Source organism: Duganella levis, assembly GCF_009857605.1.
Lineage (GTDB): Bacteria > Pseudomonadota > Gammaproteobacteria > Burkholderiales > Burkholderiaceae_D > Rugamonas > Rugamonas levis.
In genome coordinates, this window is sequence record NZ_WWCT01000003.1 from 93,265 (window position 1) to 113,075 (window position 19,811).

The following is a 19,811-nucleotide window of genomic DNA, read 5'->3' on the forward strand; positions in this document are numbered from 1 at the left end:
TTTTTCCGCGCGCACATTGTATGCGATTTGCAAGCACTGCCGACCGCCGCGTTAAAATGGCGGCATGACTGCACGCATTCCCTACATCGGCCGCTTTGCGCCGTCGCCAACCGGCCCGCTGCACATCGGTTCGCTGGTGGCGGCCATGGCCAGCTATCTCGACGCCAAGGCCCACCAGGGGCAATGGCTGGTGCGCATCGAGGACGTCGATGTCGGCCGCAACGTAGCCGGCGCTGACGAGCATATACTCGCCTCGTTGCAACGCTGCGGCATGCATTGGGACGGCGACGTCACCTGGCAAACCCAACGTTATCCGCTGTACCAGCAGGCAATGGAGCAACTGGGCGACCTGGTCTACCCCTGCGGCTGCTCGCGCCGCGAAATCGCCGATTCGCAGCTCAATCTGAGCGGCCAGCAAGCGCAGGCGCTGATCTATCCCGGCATCTGCCGCGACGGCCTGGCGCCCGGCAAAGTCGGCCGCGCGTTGCGCCTGAAAGTGCCGCAAACGCCACACTGCGTGCTGTCCTTCGAGGACCGCTGGGCCGGCCATTACAGCCAGGATCTGACCGCCGACGTCGGCGACTTCGTGCTGCACCGCGCCGACGGCTACTGGGCCTATCAACTCGCGGTGGTGGTGGACGACGGCGCGCAAGGCATCACCGACATCGTGCGCGGCGCCGACCTGCTCGATTCAACGCCGCGCCAGTTGTACCTGCAACAGGCGCTGGGCCTGCCGCAGCCGACCTATCTGCATGTGCCGGTGGTGGTCAACGACGTCGGCGAAAAGCTGTCCAAGCAAACCGGCGCGCAAGCCTTCGATACCGGCGCCGATCCGCAGGTACTGTTGCGCGACGCCATGCTGCCGGCCGCCCGCTTCCTCGGCCTGGATATACAGGCGGAAACGATCGATGCCTTCTGGCGCGCCGCCACGCCTGCCTGGGCGCAACTTCTGCAAACCCTGCCGCGCCAGCCGTGAAACGGTGCGCCGTATCTCATCATTTTTTCGTACACTGAATTGATGGAAGTCGAACTCAAACTCCTGTTGGCGCCGGAACACAACGAGCAAGTGCAGCAACATCCGCTGCTCGGCGCACCCACGCGCGTGCAGCAATTGACGGCGCGCTATTTCGATACGCCGGACCTGCACCTGCTGCGCCACGGCGCCGGCCTGCGCGTGCGCAAGGTCGATGGCGAATGGATCCAGACCATGAAGGCCGGCGGCAGCGTGCAAAGCGGCCTGCATAGCCGCAACGAATGGGAAGGCGTGGTCGACCGCTCATGGCCGCGTCTCGGCAAGCTGCGCAAGCTGATCGGCGACGATCCGCAATGGCTGGCCGTGCTGGATGAGACCAACCTCAAGGAACGGCTGGAGCCACTGTTCCTGGTGGACGTGCAGCGCCACGTATGGGATCTGGAAATCGACGGCAACCGCATCGAAGTGGCGCTGGACGTCGGCCACATCGAGCGCAAGGCGCAGCGCGTGCCGGTCAACGAAATCGAACTGGAACTAAAAGACGGCGATCCGGCCGGACTGTACGCGTTTGCGCTACAGTTGCTGGAAGATATTCCGCTGCGTATCAGCAACGTCAACAAGGCCCAGCGCGGCTACCTGCTGGTGCGCGATACAGGGCAGGCGCCGTTCCGCGCCAAGGCGCTGGAGCTGGACGCCGACGCCACGCTGTCCGAAGCGCTGCCAGCGGTGCTGGGCAATTGCCTCGAACACATCCAGCGCAACGAACTGGCCGTGATCGACAGCGACGATCCCGAAACGCTGCACCAGATGCGCGTGGGCGTGCGCCGCCTGCGCTCGGCCATCAAACTGTTCGACGCTGTGGCGCCCTGCCCGCCCGCGTTGCAAGAAGACATCAGCTGGCTGGGCACGATGCTGGGCGCGGCGCGCGACTGGGACGTGATGCTGACTTCCACGCTCCAGCACATCGACGCTTCCCCTGGCGGCCAGCACGGCCTGATGGAACTGCAATCGCTGGCGCAGCAGACCGCGCAAGCCAAAAGGCGCAAGGCGGCGCAAGCCTTGCTGTCACCGCGCTACACCAGGCTGATGCTGACACTGGGATCGTGGATGCTGCAAACCGCGCCGTTGCTGAATGGTTCAGCCGCGCAGTTCTCGCGCCAGACCATGCAGCAGCTGCACAAGTCGCTACTCAAACGCGCCGCCCGCATGAACGACGGCGATCCGGCCAGCGCTCACCGCACTCGCATCGCCGCCAAACGCGGCCGCTATGCACTGGAGTTCTTCCACTCGCTGTATCGCGACAAGGGCACGCGCACCTATCTGAAAGCACTGTCCGCCACGCAGGAAGAACTGGGGCAGCACAACGATCTGGTGGTGGCCAGTCGCTTGTTACAGGAGCTGGCGCAGCAGCACCCGCCAGCCGATGGCGCGATCCAGTTCGCGCGCGGCTACCTGGTGGCGCAGCAACTGATGCAGCCGGCCGACCTGAATGCGATCAGCAGCCGCCTGCACGCGCTGCGGCTGCCACACATGCGCTGAATCAGCGGCGCGCCGGCTTGGACGTCACGGTCCAGCTCAGCGTGCCTTTGCACTTGGCCTGCTGCACGGCGGCCAGAGCGTCATCCGCCTCGGTGCTGGCCTGCGCATATTCCTTTTGCCCGGAGATTTTGAAGTGCAGCGCCGGCAAGGCTGAACTGGCGGTCTTGGACAAGGTCGGCGCAAAGCCGCGCTCCGTCAGGATCTTACGGCAGGCGCTCATGCCGGTCAGCTCCTCGCCTTCCAGCTCGATGCTGAAGATCCAGCTTTCGACATAGCCGCGCGCGGCGCGCTCCGCTTCCGGCAGCATCAGGTTGGATGGCACGGTAATGGCGGCGGCGCCGGCGGCGGCAGACAGCAAGGTGGCGCTCAACGCCAGCGCAATTCGACGATACATGGGCATTCCCTAAAAATCCGGTAAAACGCTATGGTATCAGGCCAGCAGCGGATACAGGGTGGCCACCAGCGCCAATGCCATCACCACGTTAAAGATGCGCACCGAGCGCGGGTTTTGCAGCACCCGGCGCATGGCCACGCCGAACAAGGCCCAGCAGCCGACACAGAACGTGCCGATCACGCCGAACAGGCCAGCCAGCAAGCCCGCATCGCCGACACCGAAGCCCTGCGGCAGATAGGTGGTCAGCGCCGTCAGCGACATCACCCAGGCCTTCGGGTTAATCCACTGGAAGGCAGCGGCGCTCCAGAAACCCATTGGCTTGGACAGCGCGGCCTGGTTGGCGCTCATCGGTGCCGCGTGCGCCAGCTTCCACGCCAGCCACAGCAGATAGATCGCGCCACCGTATTTGAGGACGATTTGCAGCATCGGCACCTGCTCGAACACCGCATGCAGTCCCAGTCCCGTGGCGAAAATCATGAAGGAAAAGCCGCAGGTAATGCCGAACAGATGCGGCAGCGAACGCACAAAGCCGTAATTCAGGCCGGAGGCCAGGATCATGGTGTTGTTCGGGCCGGGCGTGATGGAGCTGACGGCGACAAAGGTACACAGGGGCAGCAACAGTTCGGGCGACATGGCGGTATCCGTTCGTAAGGTGTGCTTGTATTGTACGGTCAAGTGTACTGGCGTTAACCAGTACACTTACGCAAACAGTTGCCACCACTGTATAGGTAACTTTACCGGTACGCGGCCGGACGCTTGCGCAGCTGTTTGTAGAAACTCTCCAGTTCCTTGCGCACCAGCTCCTGGCCGTTTTCGATGACGAAGTCCTGGAATGATGCCGCCACCTTGGGAATCGGCTGGTCGCTCAGGTGCATGATGTGCCAATCCGCTTCCACCGGATTGTGCGCCATCGGCAGCATGGCCAGCAAGCCGGTTTCAAATTCCAGTCCGCAGGCGTGCACCGACAGGAAGCCGACGCCCAGCCCGGCCGACACCATGCGCTTGATTGCCTCGTTGCTGGATACCTCGGAGCCGAATTCCGCCGCATGCCCTTCTTCGCGCAGCAGCTTTTCCACCGCTGTGCGCGTGCCCGAGCCGCGCTCGCGCACCAGCAGGTTGGCCGCCATCACGTCGTTGAGCGTGATCTTTTTCTTCTTCATCAGCGGGTGCGACGGGCTGGCGACGAAGGCCATCGGGTGGCGCGCGAAGCGGGCCGCGTTGGTGCGCAACTCACGCGGCGGCGTGCCCATGATGGCCAGCTCGATCTCGTGCCGCGCCAGCATGTTGATGATCTCCGTGCGGTTGCCCACCTGGAGCTTGAGGCGCACGTCCGGCCGCTTGAGCGTGAACGGCACCAGCAGCGGCGGCAGCAAGTGCTCGGCCGTGGTCACCGCGCCGATGCGCAGCGTGCCGGAGGTGACGCCTTGCAGCGCCGCCAGTTCGTCGGTGGCCTGTTCCCACAGGCGCAGGATGCGTTCGGAGAAGTCGGCCATCACCTCGCCCGCCGCCGTCAGCTGGATGTTGCGGCCGTCCTTGCGGGTCAGTGCCATGCCGGTGATCTCTTCCAGCGTGCGCAATTGCAGCGAGACGGCCGGCTGCGTGAGGTGCATGGCGTCCGCCGCGCGCGACACGCTCTCGTGCCGCGCCACCAGAGCCAGCGACTGTAACTGGCGAAAACTGACGTGATGCATAAGCATTCCTTATTAATTATCCAGAATCTTTAATTTTTCTTTTGTTCATTCTACCTCTATATTGAAGCCTATCTGACATCATTAAGGGGAGCGTGGCATGAGCATCGACGTGATCTTCCTGGGCCTGGACGGCGTTTTGTTCGACACCGAGGCCCTGCATCTGGCAGCCTGCAACGCGGCGTTTGCCAACGCCGGCCTGTCGATTCGCTGGACCTTGCCGGCGCTGCGCGCAGCCGCCGCCAAACACGGCTACGCCCGCGCCATCGGTTCCGTCGTCGCCACGCCGCCCCTGTCGCGCGACAAGCAGCGCGTGGCGGAACTATTCGAAGACAAGCACCGCGAGTTCCACAAGGCGATCCTGTCGCGCCCACCGCAGGCGCAAGCCGCCGCGCTGGCACTGATTGAAGACGCGGCCGCCGCCGGCTGCAAGATCTGCATCCTGACCGACCTGCCGGCGCCCGCCACCGGCGCGCTGCTGGAGCGCTACTTCGGCGCCGACGTCACCAGTTTGTTCAGCGTGGTCGCCGGCGGCGCCAGTTTCGACGGCCCGGCCGGTACCGGCCCGTATGCCTACGCGCTGAACGCCATGGGCGTGCAGCCACAGGACGCCATCGTCATCGACACCGCCGTGCCGGCCCTGCGCGCCGCCGCCGATGCCGGCCTGTGGACCGTCTCGGTAGCGCCTTACGGCACCGACGTGGTGCGGCCACGCCAGTTCATCACATTCGACGCCCTGCATGAATTGCAGGCCAGCCCCTACACGCCGGATCAGCAACGCCCGGCGCCGGGCCTGCACAAGGCGGCCTGAAAGCCTCCCTTCGCGGAGGTTTCAACGCTGCCAAACCGGCCTATAATCAGGTTATGACAACGATATCCTCCCTCAATCGGACTACGCCAGCCGCCGCCACTTCGGCCGCCGCCGGCGTCAATACGTCCACCTCCAGCGCCACCGGCAAGACAGGCACTGGTTCATCCACCGTAGTGTCGCTGGGCGCCAACGGCGCAGCGCCGGTGTCGACCAAGGCGCTGGTGTGGGAAAACCGCACCCGCAGCACTTCGGCCACCCTGATGGCACAGAATATGGACAACGAATCGCTGGCCGGCCGTCTCAAAGGCCTGGGCGGCGAGCTGCTGAAACAGGTGGCCTACGATGGCGCGAACTTCTCGCAAACGACGCAGGTGGCGCCTGGCGGCACCCAAGCCGATACTTACGACATGCTGGTGTCGCCGTCGCAGATGTCGCAACACGGCATGGGCGACAACCAGATTTCGCTGAGCATCACCACCCGCAGCGGCACCAAGGTGGAGTTGAAGCTGGATGCCGGCGATGGCAGTATCGCGGTGGAAGCGACCGTGGACGGCGACCTGACCGAGACCGAGCGCAAGGCGCTGGGCAAGCTGTCGGACGCTTTCCAGAAATCGATCGACGGCCTGACCGAAGACCCGCCGCGCATCGACCTGGCCGGTCTGACGCAGTTCGACAGCAGCGCGCTGGCATCGGTGGACCTCAAGGGACAGGTCAAGATCAACGCCAAGGACACGCAAACGCTGGCATTCCACGCCGATAGCAAGCAGCGCACGGTGAACTTCAACGGCCCGGCGGGCAGCGCCAAAATCGGCGTGGACCTGAGCCAGTCCGCCACCTGGGGCAGCAAGCAACAGCAGGCCATCGCGCTGAAAAATTATCTGGGCCAGGTAGACGAAGCGGGTTCGCGCGGCCGCGGCGACAGCACCATGATCGCCATGTTCAAGGACGCCTTCACCGGCATGAACAGCGACTACGGCACGCCGCCCGCCGCCGCGCCGCAAAGCATCGCGCTGGAAGACCAGGACCGGGCCATGACCACCGGGCTGGCCGACTTCACCGCCTCGTTCGCCCAGACCGAAGTGCCGTCCAATCCCGCCCGCCCGTCGGAGAAGGATACGTTTTCCTATGAGCTGTCGCAGACGACCAGCATCACGGGCACCTCGCAGCTGGATCGCGGCATCTCGCAACAGCAGCAGTCTCACCTGAACGCGCATTATCACGCGCCGGTGAAAGCCAGCGCCGTGCTGGCGCTGACGTTGGCGCCGCAATCGCAGAACTACAAGTACATCACCATCGACGACACGGCCAGCAGCAGCACCAGCATCGGCTACGACCAGGGCGTGCTGGCCAGGGCCACGCTGGAGAAGCACGCGCACCAGTTGATGGGCGTGAAGCAGTTCAGCCTGGGCAAAATGCAGAGCAACCAAACCACGCCATCCGACAAGTCGTTGACGCGCGACCTGGTAAATACGCTGGAGCCGGAGCGCGTCGGCGAGCCAACGCTGAACAGCTCCCAGCGCGCGCAGATGCTGGAAAAACTGAACAATCAGATCTTCCTGCAATCGAATCCGAACCTGATCACTGAATGACGACACCCGCGCACTTCGCCCTGCTGGCCCGCTACAACGCCGGGATGAACCAGAACCTGTACGACGCCGCAGCCAGGCTGCCGGCAGGCGAATTCACGGCCGACCGCAAGGCCTTCTTTGGCTCGCTGGCCGGCACGCTGAATCACCTGCTGGCGGCCGACACCATCTGGCTCAAACGATTCAGCACGCACCCGGCGCAGTTCCCGGCGCTGCAAGCGACGCAGGCGCTGGCCCAGCCTTCCGGCCTGGCGTACTCCTTCGGCGACGACCTGCCCACGCTGCGCGCCTGCCGCGCCACGCTGGACGCCATCATCACCGAATGGATGCCGCAGATTACCGACGCCGACCTGGCCCACACCTTTGAGTACCGCAGCACGCGCGGTGACGTCTACCGCAAGGAGTTCGGCCTAGTGCTGCTGCACTTCTTCAATCATCAGACCCACCATCGCGGCCAGGCCAGCACCTTGCTGACGCAGGCCGGCGTCGATATCGGCGTCACCGACCTGCTGCTGTGGGTGCCGGACATACCACCCATTATTTAGTTTTTTAAGGACCTTCATGTCGCTCGCCTATCGCGCCAACGCCGATTTCGCCAAGCTGAATCACCCGATGCGGGTACCGCTGTCTGCGGAGATTCATTCGCGCCCGTTCCTGCACTTGCAGGCGCCGGAAAGCCTGACGCACTTCGCGCTGTACCTGCAACAGGACCAGCCCTCGCGCCTGAATCACCGCGCCAGCCAGCACCTGATCCTGGAGCAGTTGTGCCTCCATTACGGCGTGGCGACACCGCATCCGCAGGCGCGCTACTTCTTCCATGACTTCGGCCGCTTCCGCCTCAAGTGGGAATGCCACACCGAGTTCGCCACCTACACCTTCGTCGAACGCGGCGAGCCAGGCCTGGACTGCCGCGCGTCGTTCGAGCGCATGCCGCTGCAGCACGTGCCGCAGGAATGGCTGGCGGGCCTGAACGGCAAGATCATCGTCGCCGCCCACGTCCTGCTGTGCAAGGACGACAGCAGCGACGACAGCTTCGCCGAAGGCATCCGCGATCTGTTCCAGGGCAAGTCTCTGGTGGGCAGCAGCACCGGCGGCAATGCGGAAGTGTGGACCGACTTCCTGATCCAGCCGGATGGTTTCAGCCGCTTCGTGGTGCGCGACCAGCGGCTGCGTGAGTTCCAGCCCGGCCGCCTGGTCGGCCGCCTGCTGGAAATCGAAACCTACCGCATGATGGCGCTGCTCGGCCTCCCGCAAGCGGAAGCCACGCAGCCGGACCTGAGCAGCATCGAAAACGAACTGGCGACGCTGACCGCGACGCTGGTCAACGATGAAGGCAACGAGGACCAGGATCTGCTGGCACGCATTACCGGCCTGGCCGCGCGGGTGGAGAAAATCTCGGTCAACAACGGCTATCGCTTCGCCGCCTCGCAGGCTTACTTCAACCTGGTGCAGGCGCGCATCAAGGAGCTGCGCGAGATTCGCATCGAAGGCACGCCGACACTGGCGGAGTTCATGGGCCGCCGCCTTGCGCCGGCGATGAACACCTGCACCTCGGTGGCGCAGCGGCAGGAAGCGCTGGCCAAGCGTATCGCCCGCAGCAACGACCTGCTGCGCACGCGCGTCGGCATCGAGCAGGAACAGCAGAATCGCAAGATCCTGCAATCGCTGGACGCGCGCGCGGCCCAGCAACTGCGCATGCAGCAGGCGGTCGAAGGCCTGTCGGTGGCGGCCATCTCGTACTACACATTGGGATTGGTGGGCTACGTCGGCAAGGCGCTGAAGGCCGGCAGTGTGCCGGTCAACCCGGACCTGGTCACCGGCATCGCCGTGCCGCTGGTGATCGGCGCCGTGTGGCTAGGCCTGCGCCGCCTGCATCACCAGTTGTCAGGCAGCGCTAAGCACTAAAGCGGCTCGCCAGGAAACTGGCGATGCGCGCCTGGGTCGATTCCAGATACGGGATATTCAGGTGGTCGGAATCCGGCACGGTTTCGTCGGCGTGCAACGTGCCCAGTTTCTGCACCAGCAGGTCGGTGTGCGAGTGCGGCACGATGTCGTCCACCGCCGCGCGCAGCACATAGGCCGGCGCCTTGATTTGTTCGGCGTATTTGACCGACTCGAATTTATGCTGGAGGAAGTAGTCCACCGGCAGCGTCTTGAACTTGCGCTTGGCCAGCGCCAGGATCGAATCGTAAGGCGTAATCAGCACGATGGAATTGGCGTCGCGCTCCATCGCCACCTGCACCGCCACGCCGGAACCCAGGCTGCGGCCGACAACGGCAATCCGCTTCGGATCGACGTGATGGCGTTCGCTCAGCCAGTCGAACAGCATACGGCCGTCTTCGACAAAGTGTGCTTCGGCCGGATCGCCATGCGAATCGCCGTAGCCGCGGTAGTTCACCGCCAGTACCGCCATGCCGGGGAACAGTTTGCCGGCGTCACGCGCCACCCATGAGACTTCTTCCGACCGGCCACCAAAGTAGACCACGCCCGGATGCGGCCCCGCCACCGGCGGCGTCATCAACCAGCCGGACAGGCGCGTGCCATCCTTGGCGCGCACCACGATAGGCCGGGTGCGGTGCCCCGAACTGTAAGGCTTCAGCACTTCGCGCTTGCTGCCCAATGGATTAAACAGCAGTCGCTTCTGGTTAGCGGCCACCGCTGCGGTCAATCCCATCCAGAGCACACTAACGATGCCTGCCAGGCCCGCGACTTTTTTAGAATGATTCATAGTTCATACTCTACTCTTGTCCCACGATGCCGCCATACGCGTATCGTACAAAATTTGCAGTGGCGTGGTGTAGACCACACATAGGGGCGATTGTCTCTTTCTCAAGGTGGATAGCGCAACCCGGTATAATCTGCGCTTCGCTTTTTTCATGATTCGCTGACAATGAAACCTGCTGTCGTCCTGCTGCATAGCTCCATGAGTTCCAAGTCCCAGTGGCTGCCCCTGAAGGCACAGCTGGGTGATGACTACCGCTGCATCGCGGTCGATTTGCAGGGCTATGGCGCCTCGCCCTTCCCGGCCGACGCCGGCGCCGACTATGTGCACACGCTGGCGCACGAGGTGGACGCGGTGGTAGCCGCCATCTCGTCGCGGCTGGAGCCGGGCGAAGCATTTCACCTGATCGGCCATTCCTTCGGCGGCGCCTGCGCGCTGCACATGGCGCGCCGCATGCCACAGCGCGTGCAGTCGCTGACGCTGTTCGAGCCGGTGGCCTTCCACCTGCTGCCGGCAGCCCATCCGGCCAAGGCGGAAATCGTCGGGGTGGTCGAGCGCATCAAGGCCAGCGCCGCCGACCGCGACGCCACCCGCATCTTCATCGACTACTGGAACCGCGCCGGCGCCTTCGACGCTGCACCGGAAAGCGCGCAAGCCAAGATGGCGGCGCAGATTGCCAAGGTCAAACTGGACTTCCAGGCACTGTTGGGCGAACCGGCAACGTTGGACGACCTGTCCATGTTGACCATGCCGTCGCTGGTGATGGCCGGCGCGCATAGCCCCGCCTCCACCCGCCTGCTGGTGGAGCAACTGAGCGTGTCGCTGCCCAACGCCAGCGCGCTGACCACGCCGACCGCCCATATGGGACCGATCACCCATGCCGATGTGGTGAATCCGCTGATCGTCAACTTCCTGAGCGGCGCCGAAGTCGCCGCCGAGCAGTCATGATGCGCCGCCTTGCATCCACCGCCGCCGCCATCGCCATGAGCGCTTCTACCCTGCTGGCGCACGCCGGAGAACAGAACGTCACCATCGCGCCGGACGTCAACGGCGCCTGGGTCACGCCGGACGGCGCATGGGATGGCCGCACCGTGCTGTTCCTGCACGGCTTTGCCGACGACATGAACGGCGCCGGAGACCTGAGCAAGCGCATGTCGGCACGGCTGGCGCAAATGGGCATCGCCTCGCTGCGCGTGAACTTCCGTGGCGAAGGTGACCGTAACCGCAGCGACATCGAATCGACGCTGGACTCGCGCATCGCAGACACCGAGGCCGCATATGCCTTCCTGCAGAAGCAGCCTGGCGTGCAGCCGGCGCACAGCGCGGTGCTGGGATGGAGCCTGGGCGCCACCACCGCCATCATCACCGGCGGCCGTCATCCGCAATGGTTCCGCAGCATGGTGCTGTGGTCTTCGCCGAGCGGTGACCAGTGGCAGCAGATGGCCTCCTCGCCGCTGGCGCAGAAAGCCCTGCGCGACGGCGTCGCCAGCGACGACGTCAAGGGCTGGAAACGCATCACCACCAAGCGTGAATTTTACGAGAGCTTCCGTGGCGTGAACCTGGACCAGTCGTTGCCGAAGTATCCGGGCGCCTTCCTGACGATACGCGGCAGCGGCGACTTCCTGCCGCAAGCGGATGCGCACATGCTGAAGCTCGTTGGCGGCAAACCTGCCGAAGCGGCGTTGATCGGCGGCGCGGACCACATCTTCAACGTCTTCGCGCCGGACAGCAGCGCCGCGCAACGCGTGATGGACCTCACCGCCGACTGGCTGGCGCGCACGCTCTGAGAAACTACAGGCTCGTTGGGCACTCGCCCCGTTCAAACGTAGCCTGTATCTGCTTTTTGGTTTCCAGCAGCGACGCCTGCTGCTCGCGCAGCGTTTGCATCATGCGCTCCACGTCCGCCAGGCGCGCGTCTAGATTCGTCACCAGGCCTTCATGCAAGGCCTCCCCTCTTAGCGACAGGATGGCGCGCATCGCCTCCAGCGTGAACCCCAACTGCTGCCCGATCTGTATCAGGTTGATGCGCTCCAGCGCCGCATCGTCGTAGGCGCGATAGCCGTTGGCGCCGCGCGTCGCCTTGGGCATCAGGCCCGCCTTCTCGTAGTAGCGGATCGCCGACGCCGCAATACCCGCGCGCTCGGCCAGTTCACCAATCTTCATTTTATGCTTGACCTTAAAGTGAACTTCAATCTTAGCATGGCTCATCTCCTTACCTTTTCTGGACCTGAATATGCTGTTTCCCCCTCTTACACTGCCAAACGGCAGCACCCTGCCCAACCGCCTGGCCAAAGCCGCCATGGAAGAAAGCATGGCCGATAACGGCCAGTTGCCCGGCCCCGCGATTCATCGCTTGTACCAGCGCTGGGCACAAGGGGGCACCGGCTTGCTCATCACCGGCAATGTGATGGTCGACAGCCGCGCGCTGACCGGCCCCGCCACCATTGCGCTGGAAGCCGGCACGCCGCTGGCGCCGTTCACGGCGTGGGCACAGGCGGCACGCCAGCACGGCGCGCAGATCTGGATGCAGATTAACCATCCCGGCCGTCAGGTGATGGCCAATATGGGCGGGCTGGCATGGGCGCCGTCGGCCGTGGCGCTCGACCTGGGCAAGCACAGTAAATTGTTTGCGCAGCCTGTCGCCATGAGCGCGGCAAATATCGCGGAAGTCATCCAGCGCTTTGGCGACACCGCACATGCCGCCGAACAGGCGGGATTCAATGGTGTGCAGATCCACGCGGCGCATGGCTATCTGTTGTCGCAATTCCTGTCGCCACTGACCAACCGCCGCACCGACGAATGGGGCGGCAGCCTGGAAAACCGCGCGCGCCTGCTGCTGGAAGTAGTACGCGCCGTGCGGCAGCGCGTGTCGGCCAGATTCAGCGTGGCGGTCAAGCTCAATTCCGCTGACTTCCAGCGTGGTGGTTTTTCGGAAGACGACGCGCGACAGGTGGTGCAGCTGTTAAATGGACTGCCGGTCGATCTGATCGAACTATCCGGCGGCAGCTACGAAAGCCCCGCCATGCAAGGCCGCACGGCGGACGGCCGCACACTGGCGCGTGAAGCCTACTTCCTTGAATTTGCCCAGGCCTTGGCAAAAGTCGCACGCATGCCGGTAATGACCACCGGCGGCATCGCGCGCCAGGAGATTGCGGAACAGGTGCTGGCAAGCGGAGTCGCCGTGGTGGGGATTGCGACGGCATTGTCGGTGGCGCCGGACTTGCCGCAGCAATGGCGCGCCGGCCAGAAGCCAACGGCGACCGAACCGCCCGTCAACTGGAAGGACAAGACCCTGGCCAGCATCGCCACCATGGCGCTGGTGCGGCGACGCCTGCGTGCCTTGGGTACGCTGGGCGCGGCGGCCGGCAACAGCGCCGGCGGCGCGCTCAATCCGCTGTTCACGCTACTGATCGACCAGGTGCGCGTCGCCATGCTCACCCGGCGCTATCGCAAATGGCGCGCGCAGTCAGTGGGCTGAATCGCCCACCACGATGTCGATGGTATTTTCCAGCCAGATGCCAAGATTGGGCGTGCGTCCCTGCTGTGCCGACGGTCCAAGCTCCGACGGCGGATTGAACTTGGTACCGATCGGGAGTATCGCGTTGAGGAAGGAGATATCGCCGGGTGGGAAATCGATATGCGTTCCCTTCGGTTCAAAACCTTCGCCGCTGGCTTCCTTGGGCGTGAACACGCGCAGCGCAATATCATCGGCGTGGTTGATGAAGGTCAGCGGCAAGGCCTTGGTTTGCAATTCGGCCCAATACACCTTGTCGTGGAAGCCTTTGAACTCAGGATAATTCCACGACAGGCCAGACACTGTGTCGTTGTAATCCTTCTGCCATACATCGAATTCCACGCCCTGCGTGCGGTTCTTCCAGACGCGATAAGGACCGCGCCCAAGCCAGCGCATGGATTTCACATCGGTTTCCGGATAATCGAAAGTGACGCCCAGCGCATCGACATACCGGCTGCCCTCCATCTGGTAGCCATAATTCACACTGAGTTCACCAGCGGCGCTGAGGCGCCATTTCACCTTGCGCAGATTGCCGGTGTACTCGGCCGACACCAGAACGTCGTTACCTTCGCGCGCAGCCTGGATGCGCTGCAACTGCGCCTTGCCCGCCACCAGTCGCGGACCATTCGTCAGCGGCACCAGCAAGCCGCCCTTCTTCAGTTCACGCAAATAGCCGGAGGTTTTATCGATGGTCACCGCAAGCGCGCCAGCTTGCAGCAGATAGCCGTCGGCCAGCTCCGTCAAGTTGACGGGTTCCACTCCCGCCGGTGCGCGCAGCCGTTCAGCGACCTGCTGCGGGCTGGCGATCATCCACGACCAGGTATAGATCTCCCGTCCATCAGGGCCGGTAGCGGTGAGATACAGCGCGTCCTGCTGGTTCCAGTCGCGCGGCAAAGGAATGTTGGCGATGCCGCGCAGGCCCGCCGCGACATCCGGCGCCTTGATGCCGCCTTGCGCCACCACTGTATGTCCCGGATTGCGGCCGAAGCGCACCAGCTGCCAGCTCAGTTTCAGCTGATTGAGGTTGGTGAAATCGTAGCGATTTTCCAGCGTGATGCGGCCGTCAAACGTCGGCGGCAACGACGCCATTTCCGACAGCGGCAAGTACAGCGGCGACCATATCTTCTTGATCGCAAAGAAGCTGCCTTCCTTCTCGCGATACGGCCCCAGTATGCCGTCCGGCGCCAGATTTCCGGCAACGTCGATGGCGCCATTGCGGTCGTCACGCACAATACCTTCGTCCACAAAAGCCCAGATAAAGCCGCCGGCGCTGAGCGGATTGGCCAGCATGGCGTTCCACCAATCGTTCAGGCTCGCACCGGCGCCGCCGTCGTACAGGCCATGCAGGAACTCGGTCGGCATGAAAACATCGCGGCCGTTGAACAGCGATGTCGCGCAGCAGTTGTAGGTCGGATAGTGAGCGGTATCGATGCCGCCGAAGCTCTCCCACGGATGAATCACCGGGCGTTTCTGCGCATCCCATCCCGCATACAGGCGATCCAGCTCGCGATTGAAACCGCCCTCGTTACCATTGGCCCAGAACAGAATCGATGGATGGTGCTGGTCGCGCTGCACCAGTTCCTTCACCAGCGGCGTAGCGACATCGGTGTCGTAAGCTTTCTGCCATCCGGTCAGTTCGTCGATCACATACAGCCCTACTTCATCGGCGACATCGAGGAAGTGCGGGTCAGGCGGATAATGCGACATGCGCACCGCGTTCATATTCATCTGCTTCATCAAGTGGGCGTCCTGGTAGCTCAACTGCTTGCTGGTGGTGCGGCCCGATGTCGGCCAGATCGAATGACGGTTCGATCCTTTCAAGCGCACCTTATGACCATTGACGTAGAGTCCATCCCGCGGTCGCAGCTCGATGGTGCGGAAGCCAATGATCTTGCTGACTTCATGCACGGCTTTACCGCCGCTCAAAAGCTGGAAGCGCACCTGATAACGTTGCGGGTTCTCCGCCGACCAGGGCACGATGTTCGCCAGGTGGCCATGTAAATGGGCTTTGCCGTCAACCACGTCGGCGCTGATTTCCTTGCCGAGCGGCGCGCCGGCCAGCGTGGCGAGGCGCGCGGAGACTTTGCCAGAGGTAGCGCCAGCGAGGAATACATCGGCATCGAAATCGCCGGTGTGTCGCGCATCAAGGCTCACGCGTTCAATGTTGGCGGTCGGTTTGGCCTCCAGCCATACCGGCCGATAGATGCCGCTGAACAGCCAGTAGTCGGAGCTCCGCTCGGCGCGGTTGACCGAGGCGTTGGCGGAGTAGCGCTGCACCGTCACTTCCAGCTGGTTGCTCTCGCCTGGCTTCAGCAAGCGCGTGACGTCATAGCGGAATTCATAGAAGCCGCCCTGATGCACCGCTCCCGCAGGCTGGCCGTTGATCTTGACCAGCGTGTCGGTCATGGCGCCGCCGAAGACGATTTCCATCTGCTTGCCGCGCCATTCTGCAGGTACGTTGAACTGATAGCGGTAGATGCCGGTGCTGTCCGGCGCGGGATCTTTTTGCCAGTCGTTGGAATAGCGGTGGCTGCCGAAGCCTTCCATCTCCCAATTGGACGGCACCGGGATTTTCTTCCACACGCCGGCATTGCGGCCGCCGTTGACCTGAAAGTCCCAGTCAACGCGATGGTCTTTGTCGGTGCCGCTCAGGTACTGGATCTGGGTAGGGTCCGCGAAACACTGGCTGCTCAGCACCAGTAATAAAGCACTCAGCAGCCAACGCATTTTAGAGATCCCTTCCGAAGTGTTTGCTCTCGCCCGGTTTCAGATTGAGTGGCACGACTTTGTCGCCGTAACGCACCTTGCCGGTGCCTTCGCCAGCGATGCGGTGGACGGTTGCGGCGGTGAGTTTGCCATTGGCCCAGGTCAGATCGACTTCGTAGCCGCCGCGTGCGCGCAGGCCTTTGACCGATCCGTTGCGCCATGCCGACGGCAATGCCGGCAGCAGATGGATTTCGCCGGTCTGCGATTGCAGCAGCATTTCGCACATGGCGGCGGTGGCGCCGAAGTTGCCGTCGATCTGGAATGGCGGGTGGGCGTCGAACATATTCGGGTAGGTGCCGCCGGCGTTGTTGACTTCCGTGCCTTGGCCGCTTTGCTGCGCAGCGCGCGCGCCGGGCTTCGCCAATTGGCCGCGCAGCATTTTGTAGGCATGGTCGCCGTCCAGCAGGCGTGCCCAGTATGCGGTCTTCCAAGCCATCGACCAGCCGGTTCCGGCATCGCCGCGTGCTTCCAGCGATTTGCGCGCGGCGTTGGCCAGTGCCGGTGTCTGCGTCGGCGAGATCTGGCGGCCAGGGAACAGGCCAAACAGGTGCGAGACGTGGCGGTGCGTATCGCCTGGCGTGTCGAGCACTTTGTCTTTTTTCTCATCCATCCATTCCAGCAGCTGGCCCCAGCTACCGATGCCCGGCGTGACGAGTTTGTCGCGCATGGCGGCGATGCGGTTGCGGTAGGCGGTGTCGCCCAATGCGTCGGCGGCTTCCACTGTGTTGTTGAACAGATCCCAGATGATTTCCTGGTCATAGCTGACGCCATCTTCGATCGGGCCGTGTTCGGGCGACCAGCCGAGTGGCGCGACCAGGCGGCCGTCCGGCAGCTCTTTCAGGTAGTCCTCCCAGAATGCGACGGCTTCCTGCATCATCGGATAGGCGATGGTGCGCAGGTAGGTTTTGTCCTGGGTGTAGGCGTAGTGTTCCCAGAAGTGCTGCATGTACCAGGCGTTGCCGGTTTTGTTCCAGACGTAGCCCATGGCGCCGAAGGGGTTGGATTCGGTGCGCACGGTCCAGCCGCGCACTGGCTTGCCTTTGGCGCTGACGAAGGTTTCTTCGCGCTGCACTGCTTCGCCGCTCAGGTCCGGTTGCGACATCTGCACGGATTCCGGATGGGCGATGGCTTGGGCGGCGGTGTCGGCCACCAGTTGGCGATAGACCGGCGCCATGCCTTGCACGAAGTCGAGGAATGGCTTGGCGTGTTCGGACAGGTTGGCCGGTTCCGCCGGCCAGTAGTTCATCTGGATGTTGATGTTGGTGTGGTAGTCCGAATTCCACGGCGGCGTGAGGCTGTTGTTCCACAGGCCTTGCAGGTTAGCGGGCAGCGAGCCGCGCGAACTGGAAATCAGCAGGTAGCGGCCGTATTGGAAGAACTGCGCTTCCAGCTCGAGATCGTTGCCATCAGCGGTATAGGCCTCGATGCGCTTGTCGGTCGTCAGCGCGCGGCGGGCCGGCGACGCGGCGCCAAAGTCCACGCCCACGCGGCCAAACTGCGCCGCGTAATCACGCTGATGCGCCGCCAGCAGCGTTGCCCACGCATGCGGAGCGGCGGCCACCTGTGCGCTTACGCGCGGCAGCGGCGGGTCGCCATGGAAGCGGCGGGAGGCGTCATTGATGTAGCTGGTGCCAGCGCCGAGGATCAGCGTGATCGCATCGCTGCCGGTAAAGGTAATCTTGTTGCCAGCCACCGCCAGCTTGCCGCCCTCATTGAGCACCTGCACCTGGCTGGCGTACTTCAGCGCATTCGGCAACGCGCCGGTCGCCGTAATGCGATCGCCCTGCACGCTGATCTGCGCATCATGCATATCGGTCAGCTCAATGGAACCAGTGTACTGACCACGCTTGCTGGCAGTCAGCCGCACCGCAATCACCTGCGCCGGATAACTGGCCAGCGCCTCGCGCTTGAACTGCACGCCATTGTGCGTGTAGCTCACGGTATGCACGCTGCGCGACAAATCCAGCCGGCGCCCATACGCCGTCGTCCCCTGCTCATGCCCCGGCAGATTGATATACACATCGCCAAACGGCTGATATGCCCCCATCGCCACACTATCGCCGGTCCACAGCGTGATGTCATTGAACTGCAAGCGCTCGCGCGCCAGCTGCCCGAAGATCATCGCGCCAATGCGGCCATTGCCGATAGGGAGCGCTTCCTTCTCCCAACCCGCCGCCGTATCCGGCGCCGGCTGCGCGTAACGCAACGTCAGATCCGGCGCAGCCGACGCACCTGCCGCAACAAAGGCGGCAACCAGCAGCAAGGACTTCATTGCGGATTAATCTTAATCAGTACCACATCATTAACGCGCATCTTCACCTTCACGCTGGCCGCGCCGGAAGCCGGCACACGCACAGTGTTGGTCTGCGGACGGTCCGTCGTCAAAGCCTGCAGGCGCTCCACCTGCTTCGGCGTCAGCGTCTTCGGCGAACCCATTTTCAGATACGCCGTATGCGCATCATTGGCCTCAAAGCCCGTGCGGTACACATTGACCGAATACGCGCCAGGCTTCAGTCCTTTTAGATCAACGCTGACCTGCTGGCTATCGCGCGTCGGCTGCACCGTGGTGTAGAAACCGCGATTGCTGCGGCCCTGCTTCGGCGACTGGAAGTCCCACGCCAGCACCTGCACGCCACGGCCATCCTTGGCCGCATAGCTTTGCACATCGCCCGTCTTGACCGCCGTATCGCCCAGCTGATTCAGATACTTATAAGCGAACCACGACGGTTTGCGTATGCCCTGCGGATTCATCAAACCAAAGCCGCCCTCGAACGGCGCAGTCGGCGGTCCCGGTTCTTCAAACAGATCGCTATAGGTCCAGTAGCTCATGCCCTGCGCAATGCCCTCGGTGGCTTTGAGCTTGCTCAGGATGTACGGCGCGCTGATATACGAATCATGCACCGGATCACGCGGCGTATAGCTGGTGCTCCACTCGGTGAAGTACAGCGGCATTTCAGGATGGCCGGCTTCCGCCATCTCCTTGCGCACCTTGCGCACATCGCCAACGATGGCGTCCGGCGACGGCGACAGCTTGGTATCTTCCTTGCCGCTCTCGTCGAGGAAACCGCCATCCACACCATAGGTATGTGTGGTGACGAAATCCACCGCCGCGCCGGACGACTTAGCATGCGCCAGGAACTCCGGCACCCACGCCGCACCCGCAGTCGACGGCCCGCCGACGCGCAGCGCCGGATCAATCGCCTTGATGGTGCGCGAGGTGATGTCGAACAGTTCGAAGTACACCTTCTGGTCCGCCTTCTCCCAGAAGCCGTCCAGATTCGGCTCGTTCCACACCTCGAAGAACCAGCTGCGCACCTCTTCCTTGCCGTAGCGGTCCTGCGCGTGACGGACAAACGCATCCACCAGCGCCGCCCACTTCTTCGGATCGGGATGCGAGGTGTTGCCCTTCCAGTAGAAGATGCTCAGGTCAGAGCTGCGCATCGCCAGCGGCGTAAAGCCCAGTTCCACAAACGGCTTGATGCCGATCTTGAGCAGGCGGTCGTACAGGTAATCGAGCTTGGTCCAGTCGTACACCGGCTTGCCGTCCACCTCCTTGTAGGTGCCCAGTACATCATGGAAGATGGCGTGGAAGCGGATGTAGCGGAAACCCAGTTCGTCCTTCGCTGTCTTGAGCTGCGCCAGGCTGTCGTCGCGTATCAGCGTGCCCGGATAATCCGAACCCACCGACAGATCGGCGAAGCGGTCGCGCGGCGAGCCGGCATCGGCGGCATCCACCACGATGTGACGATCGGCTACCGGCGCGGCGACGGCCGCCGCCCCCAGCGCCAACAAAACAGCAGCGGTCAGAGTCTTCATGC

The 19,811-nt window shown here is 63.4% G+C and carries 17 protein-coding genes; 9 read left to right on the top strand and 8 right to left on the bottom strand.

The annotated features are described in order from the left end of the window. The first annotated feature begins 64 nt into the window (after positions 1–64). Entirely contained in the window at positions 65–976 is a 912-nt protein-coding gene (gene gluQRS / locus GTP69_RS05660; protein WP_161053972.1) for a tRNA glutamyl-Q(34) synthetase GluQRS, read from the top strand. A 42-nt stretch (positions 977–1,018) separates the two neighbouring features. Beyond that, on the top strand, positions 1,019–2,512 hold the full coding sequence (locus GTP69_RS05665) for a CYTH and CHAD domain-containing protein (protein ID WP_161053973.1): 1,494 nt from the start codon (positions 1,019–1,021) through the stop codon (positions 2,510–2,512). A gap of 1 nt (position 2,513) precedes the next feature. On the opposite strand, the gene GTP69_RS05670 is transcribed toward GTP69_RS05665, so the two are convergent. The 3 genes from GTP69_RS05670 to GTP69_RS05680 form a co-directional block, all read right to left on the bottom strand. Then, a complete protein-coding gene (locus GTP69_RS05670; protein ID WP_161053974.1) occupies positions 2,514–2,906 on the bottom strand; it encodes a hypothetical protein in 393 nt (130 codons plus the stop codon). Between the two features lie 36 nt (positions 2,907–2,942). Then, positions 2,943–3,539: a LysE family translocator gene (locus GTP69_RS05675; RefSeq protein ID WP_161048854.1), complete on the bottom strand. Its 597-nt coding sequence runs from the start codon at positions 3,537–3,539 to the stop codon at positions 2,943–2,945. Positions 3,540–3,640: 101 nt separating this feature from the next. Beyond that, positions 3,641–4,597, bottom strand: a complete 957-nt coding sequence (locus GTP69_RS05680) for a LysR family transcriptional regulator (protein ID WP_161053975.1) — start codon at positions 4,595–4,597, stop codon at positions 3,641–3,643. A gap of 97 nt (positions 4,598–4,694) precedes the next feature. On the opposite strand from GTP69_RS05680, the gene GTP69_RS05685 reads away from it, so the two are divergent. The 4 genes from GTP69_RS05685 to GTP69_RS05700 are packed head-to-tail and all read left to right on the top strand — an operon-like array spanning position 4,695 to position 8,896. Next, the gene (locus GTP69_RS05685; RefSeq protein WP_161053976.1) at positions 4,695–5,405 is read left to right on the top strand and encodes an HAD family hydrolase; all 711 of its coding nucleotides are present in this window, start codon (positions 4,695–4,697) and stop codon (positions 5,403–5,405) included. A gap of 53 nt (positions 5,406–5,458) precedes the next feature. Then, positions 5,459–6,994: a hypothetical protein gene (locus GTP69_RS05690; protein ID WP_161053977.1), complete on the top strand. Its 1,536-nt coding sequence runs from the start codon at positions 5,459–5,461 to the stop codon at positions 6,992–6,994. After that, a complete protein-coding gene (locus tag GTP69_RS05695) occupies positions 6,991–7,536 on the top strand; it encodes a DinB family protein (RefSeq protein WP_161053978.1) in 546 nt (181 codons plus the stop codon). The genes GTP69_RS05690 and GTP69_RS05695 overlap by 4 nt, the downstream gene beginning before the upstream one ends. A gap of 16 nt (positions 7,537–7,552) precedes the next feature. Then, the gene (locus tag GTP69_RS05700) at positions 7,553–8,896 is read left to right on the top strand and encodes a DUF3422 family protein (RefSeq protein WP_161053979.1); all 1,344 of its coding nucleotides are present in this window, start codon (positions 7,553–7,555) and stop codon (positions 8,894–8,896) included. Here GTP69_RS05700 and GTP69_RS05705 read toward each other — a convergent pair. Continuing rightward, positions 8,886–9,719, bottom strand: coding sequence for an alpha/beta hydrolase (locus GTP69_RS05705; protein ID WP_161053980.1), 834 nt, complete (start codon positions 9,717–9,719; stop codon positions 8,886–8,888). The genes GTP69_RS05700 and GTP69_RS05705 overlap by 11 nt on opposite strands. Before the next feature lie 162 nt (positions 9,720–9,881). Between GTP69_RS05705 and GTP69_RS05710 the strand changes: the two genes are divergently transcribed. Further along, complete coding sequence (locus tag GTP69_RS05710) at positions 9,882–10,661, top strand: alpha/beta fold hydrolase (RefSeq protein ID WP_161053981.1); 780 nt, start codon at positions 9,882–9,884, stop codon at positions 10,659–10,661. Then, complete coding sequence (locus GTP69_RS05715; RefSeq protein ID WP_161053982.1) at positions 10,658–11,500, top strand: alpha/beta hydrolase family protein; 843 nt, start codon at positions 10,658–10,660, stop codon at positions 11,498–11,500. Before GTP69_RS05710 ends, GTP69_RS05715 begins: the two co-directional genes overlap by 4 nt. 4 nt (positions 11,501–11,504) lie before the next feature. On the opposite strand, the gene GTP69_RS05720 is transcribed toward GTP69_RS05715, so the two are convergent. Then, positions 11,505–11,876 carry a MerR family transcriptional regulator gene (locus GTP69_RS05720; RefSeq protein WP_161053983.1) on the bottom strand — a complete coding sequence of 124 codons (372 nt, stop codon included), beginning with the start codon at positions 11,874–11,876 and terminating at the stop codon, positions 11,505–11,507. Positions 11,877–11,946: 70 nt separating this feature from the next. On the opposite strand from GTP69_RS05720, the gene GTP69_RS05725 reads away from it, so the two are divergent. After that, the gene (locus tag GTP69_RS05725; protein WP_371867813.1) at positions 11,947–13,191 is read left to right on the top strand and encodes an NADH:flavin oxidoreductase/NADH oxidase family protein; all 1,245 of its coding nucleotides are present in this window, start codon (positions 11,947–11,949) and stop codon (positions 13,189–13,191) included. Here GTP69_RS05725 and GTP69_RS05730 read toward each other — a convergent pair. From GTP69_RS05730 to GTP69_RS05740, 3 genes are read right to left on the bottom strand one after another with little or no spacing between them, the layout of a single operon-like run. Next, positions 13,180–15,954, bottom strand: coding sequence for a glycoside hydrolase family 2 TIM barrel-domain containing protein (locus GTP69_RS05730; protein ID WP_161053984.1), 2,775 nt, complete (start codon positions 15,952–15,954; stop codon positions 13,180–13,182). The genes GTP69_RS05725 and GTP69_RS05730 overlap by 12 nt on opposite strands. 1 nt (position 15,955) lies before the next feature. Further along, positions 15,956–18,265 carry a glycoside hydrolase family 95 protein gene (locus GTP69_RS05735; protein WP_161053985.1) on the bottom strand — a complete coding sequence of 770 codons (2,310 nt, stop codon included), beginning with the start codon at positions 18,263–18,265 and terminating at the stop codon, positions 15,956–15,958. Beyond that, positions 18,262–19,809 (bottom strand): GH39 family glycosyl hydrolase, encoded by a 1,548-nt coding sequence (locus GTP69_RS05740; RefSeq protein WP_161053986.1) that lies wholly within the window; start codon positions 19,807–19,809, stop codon positions 18,262–18,264. The genes GTP69_RS05735 and GTP69_RS05740 overlap by 4 nt, the downstream gene beginning before the upstream one ends. Positions 19,810–19,811 lie beyond the last annotated feature (2 nt).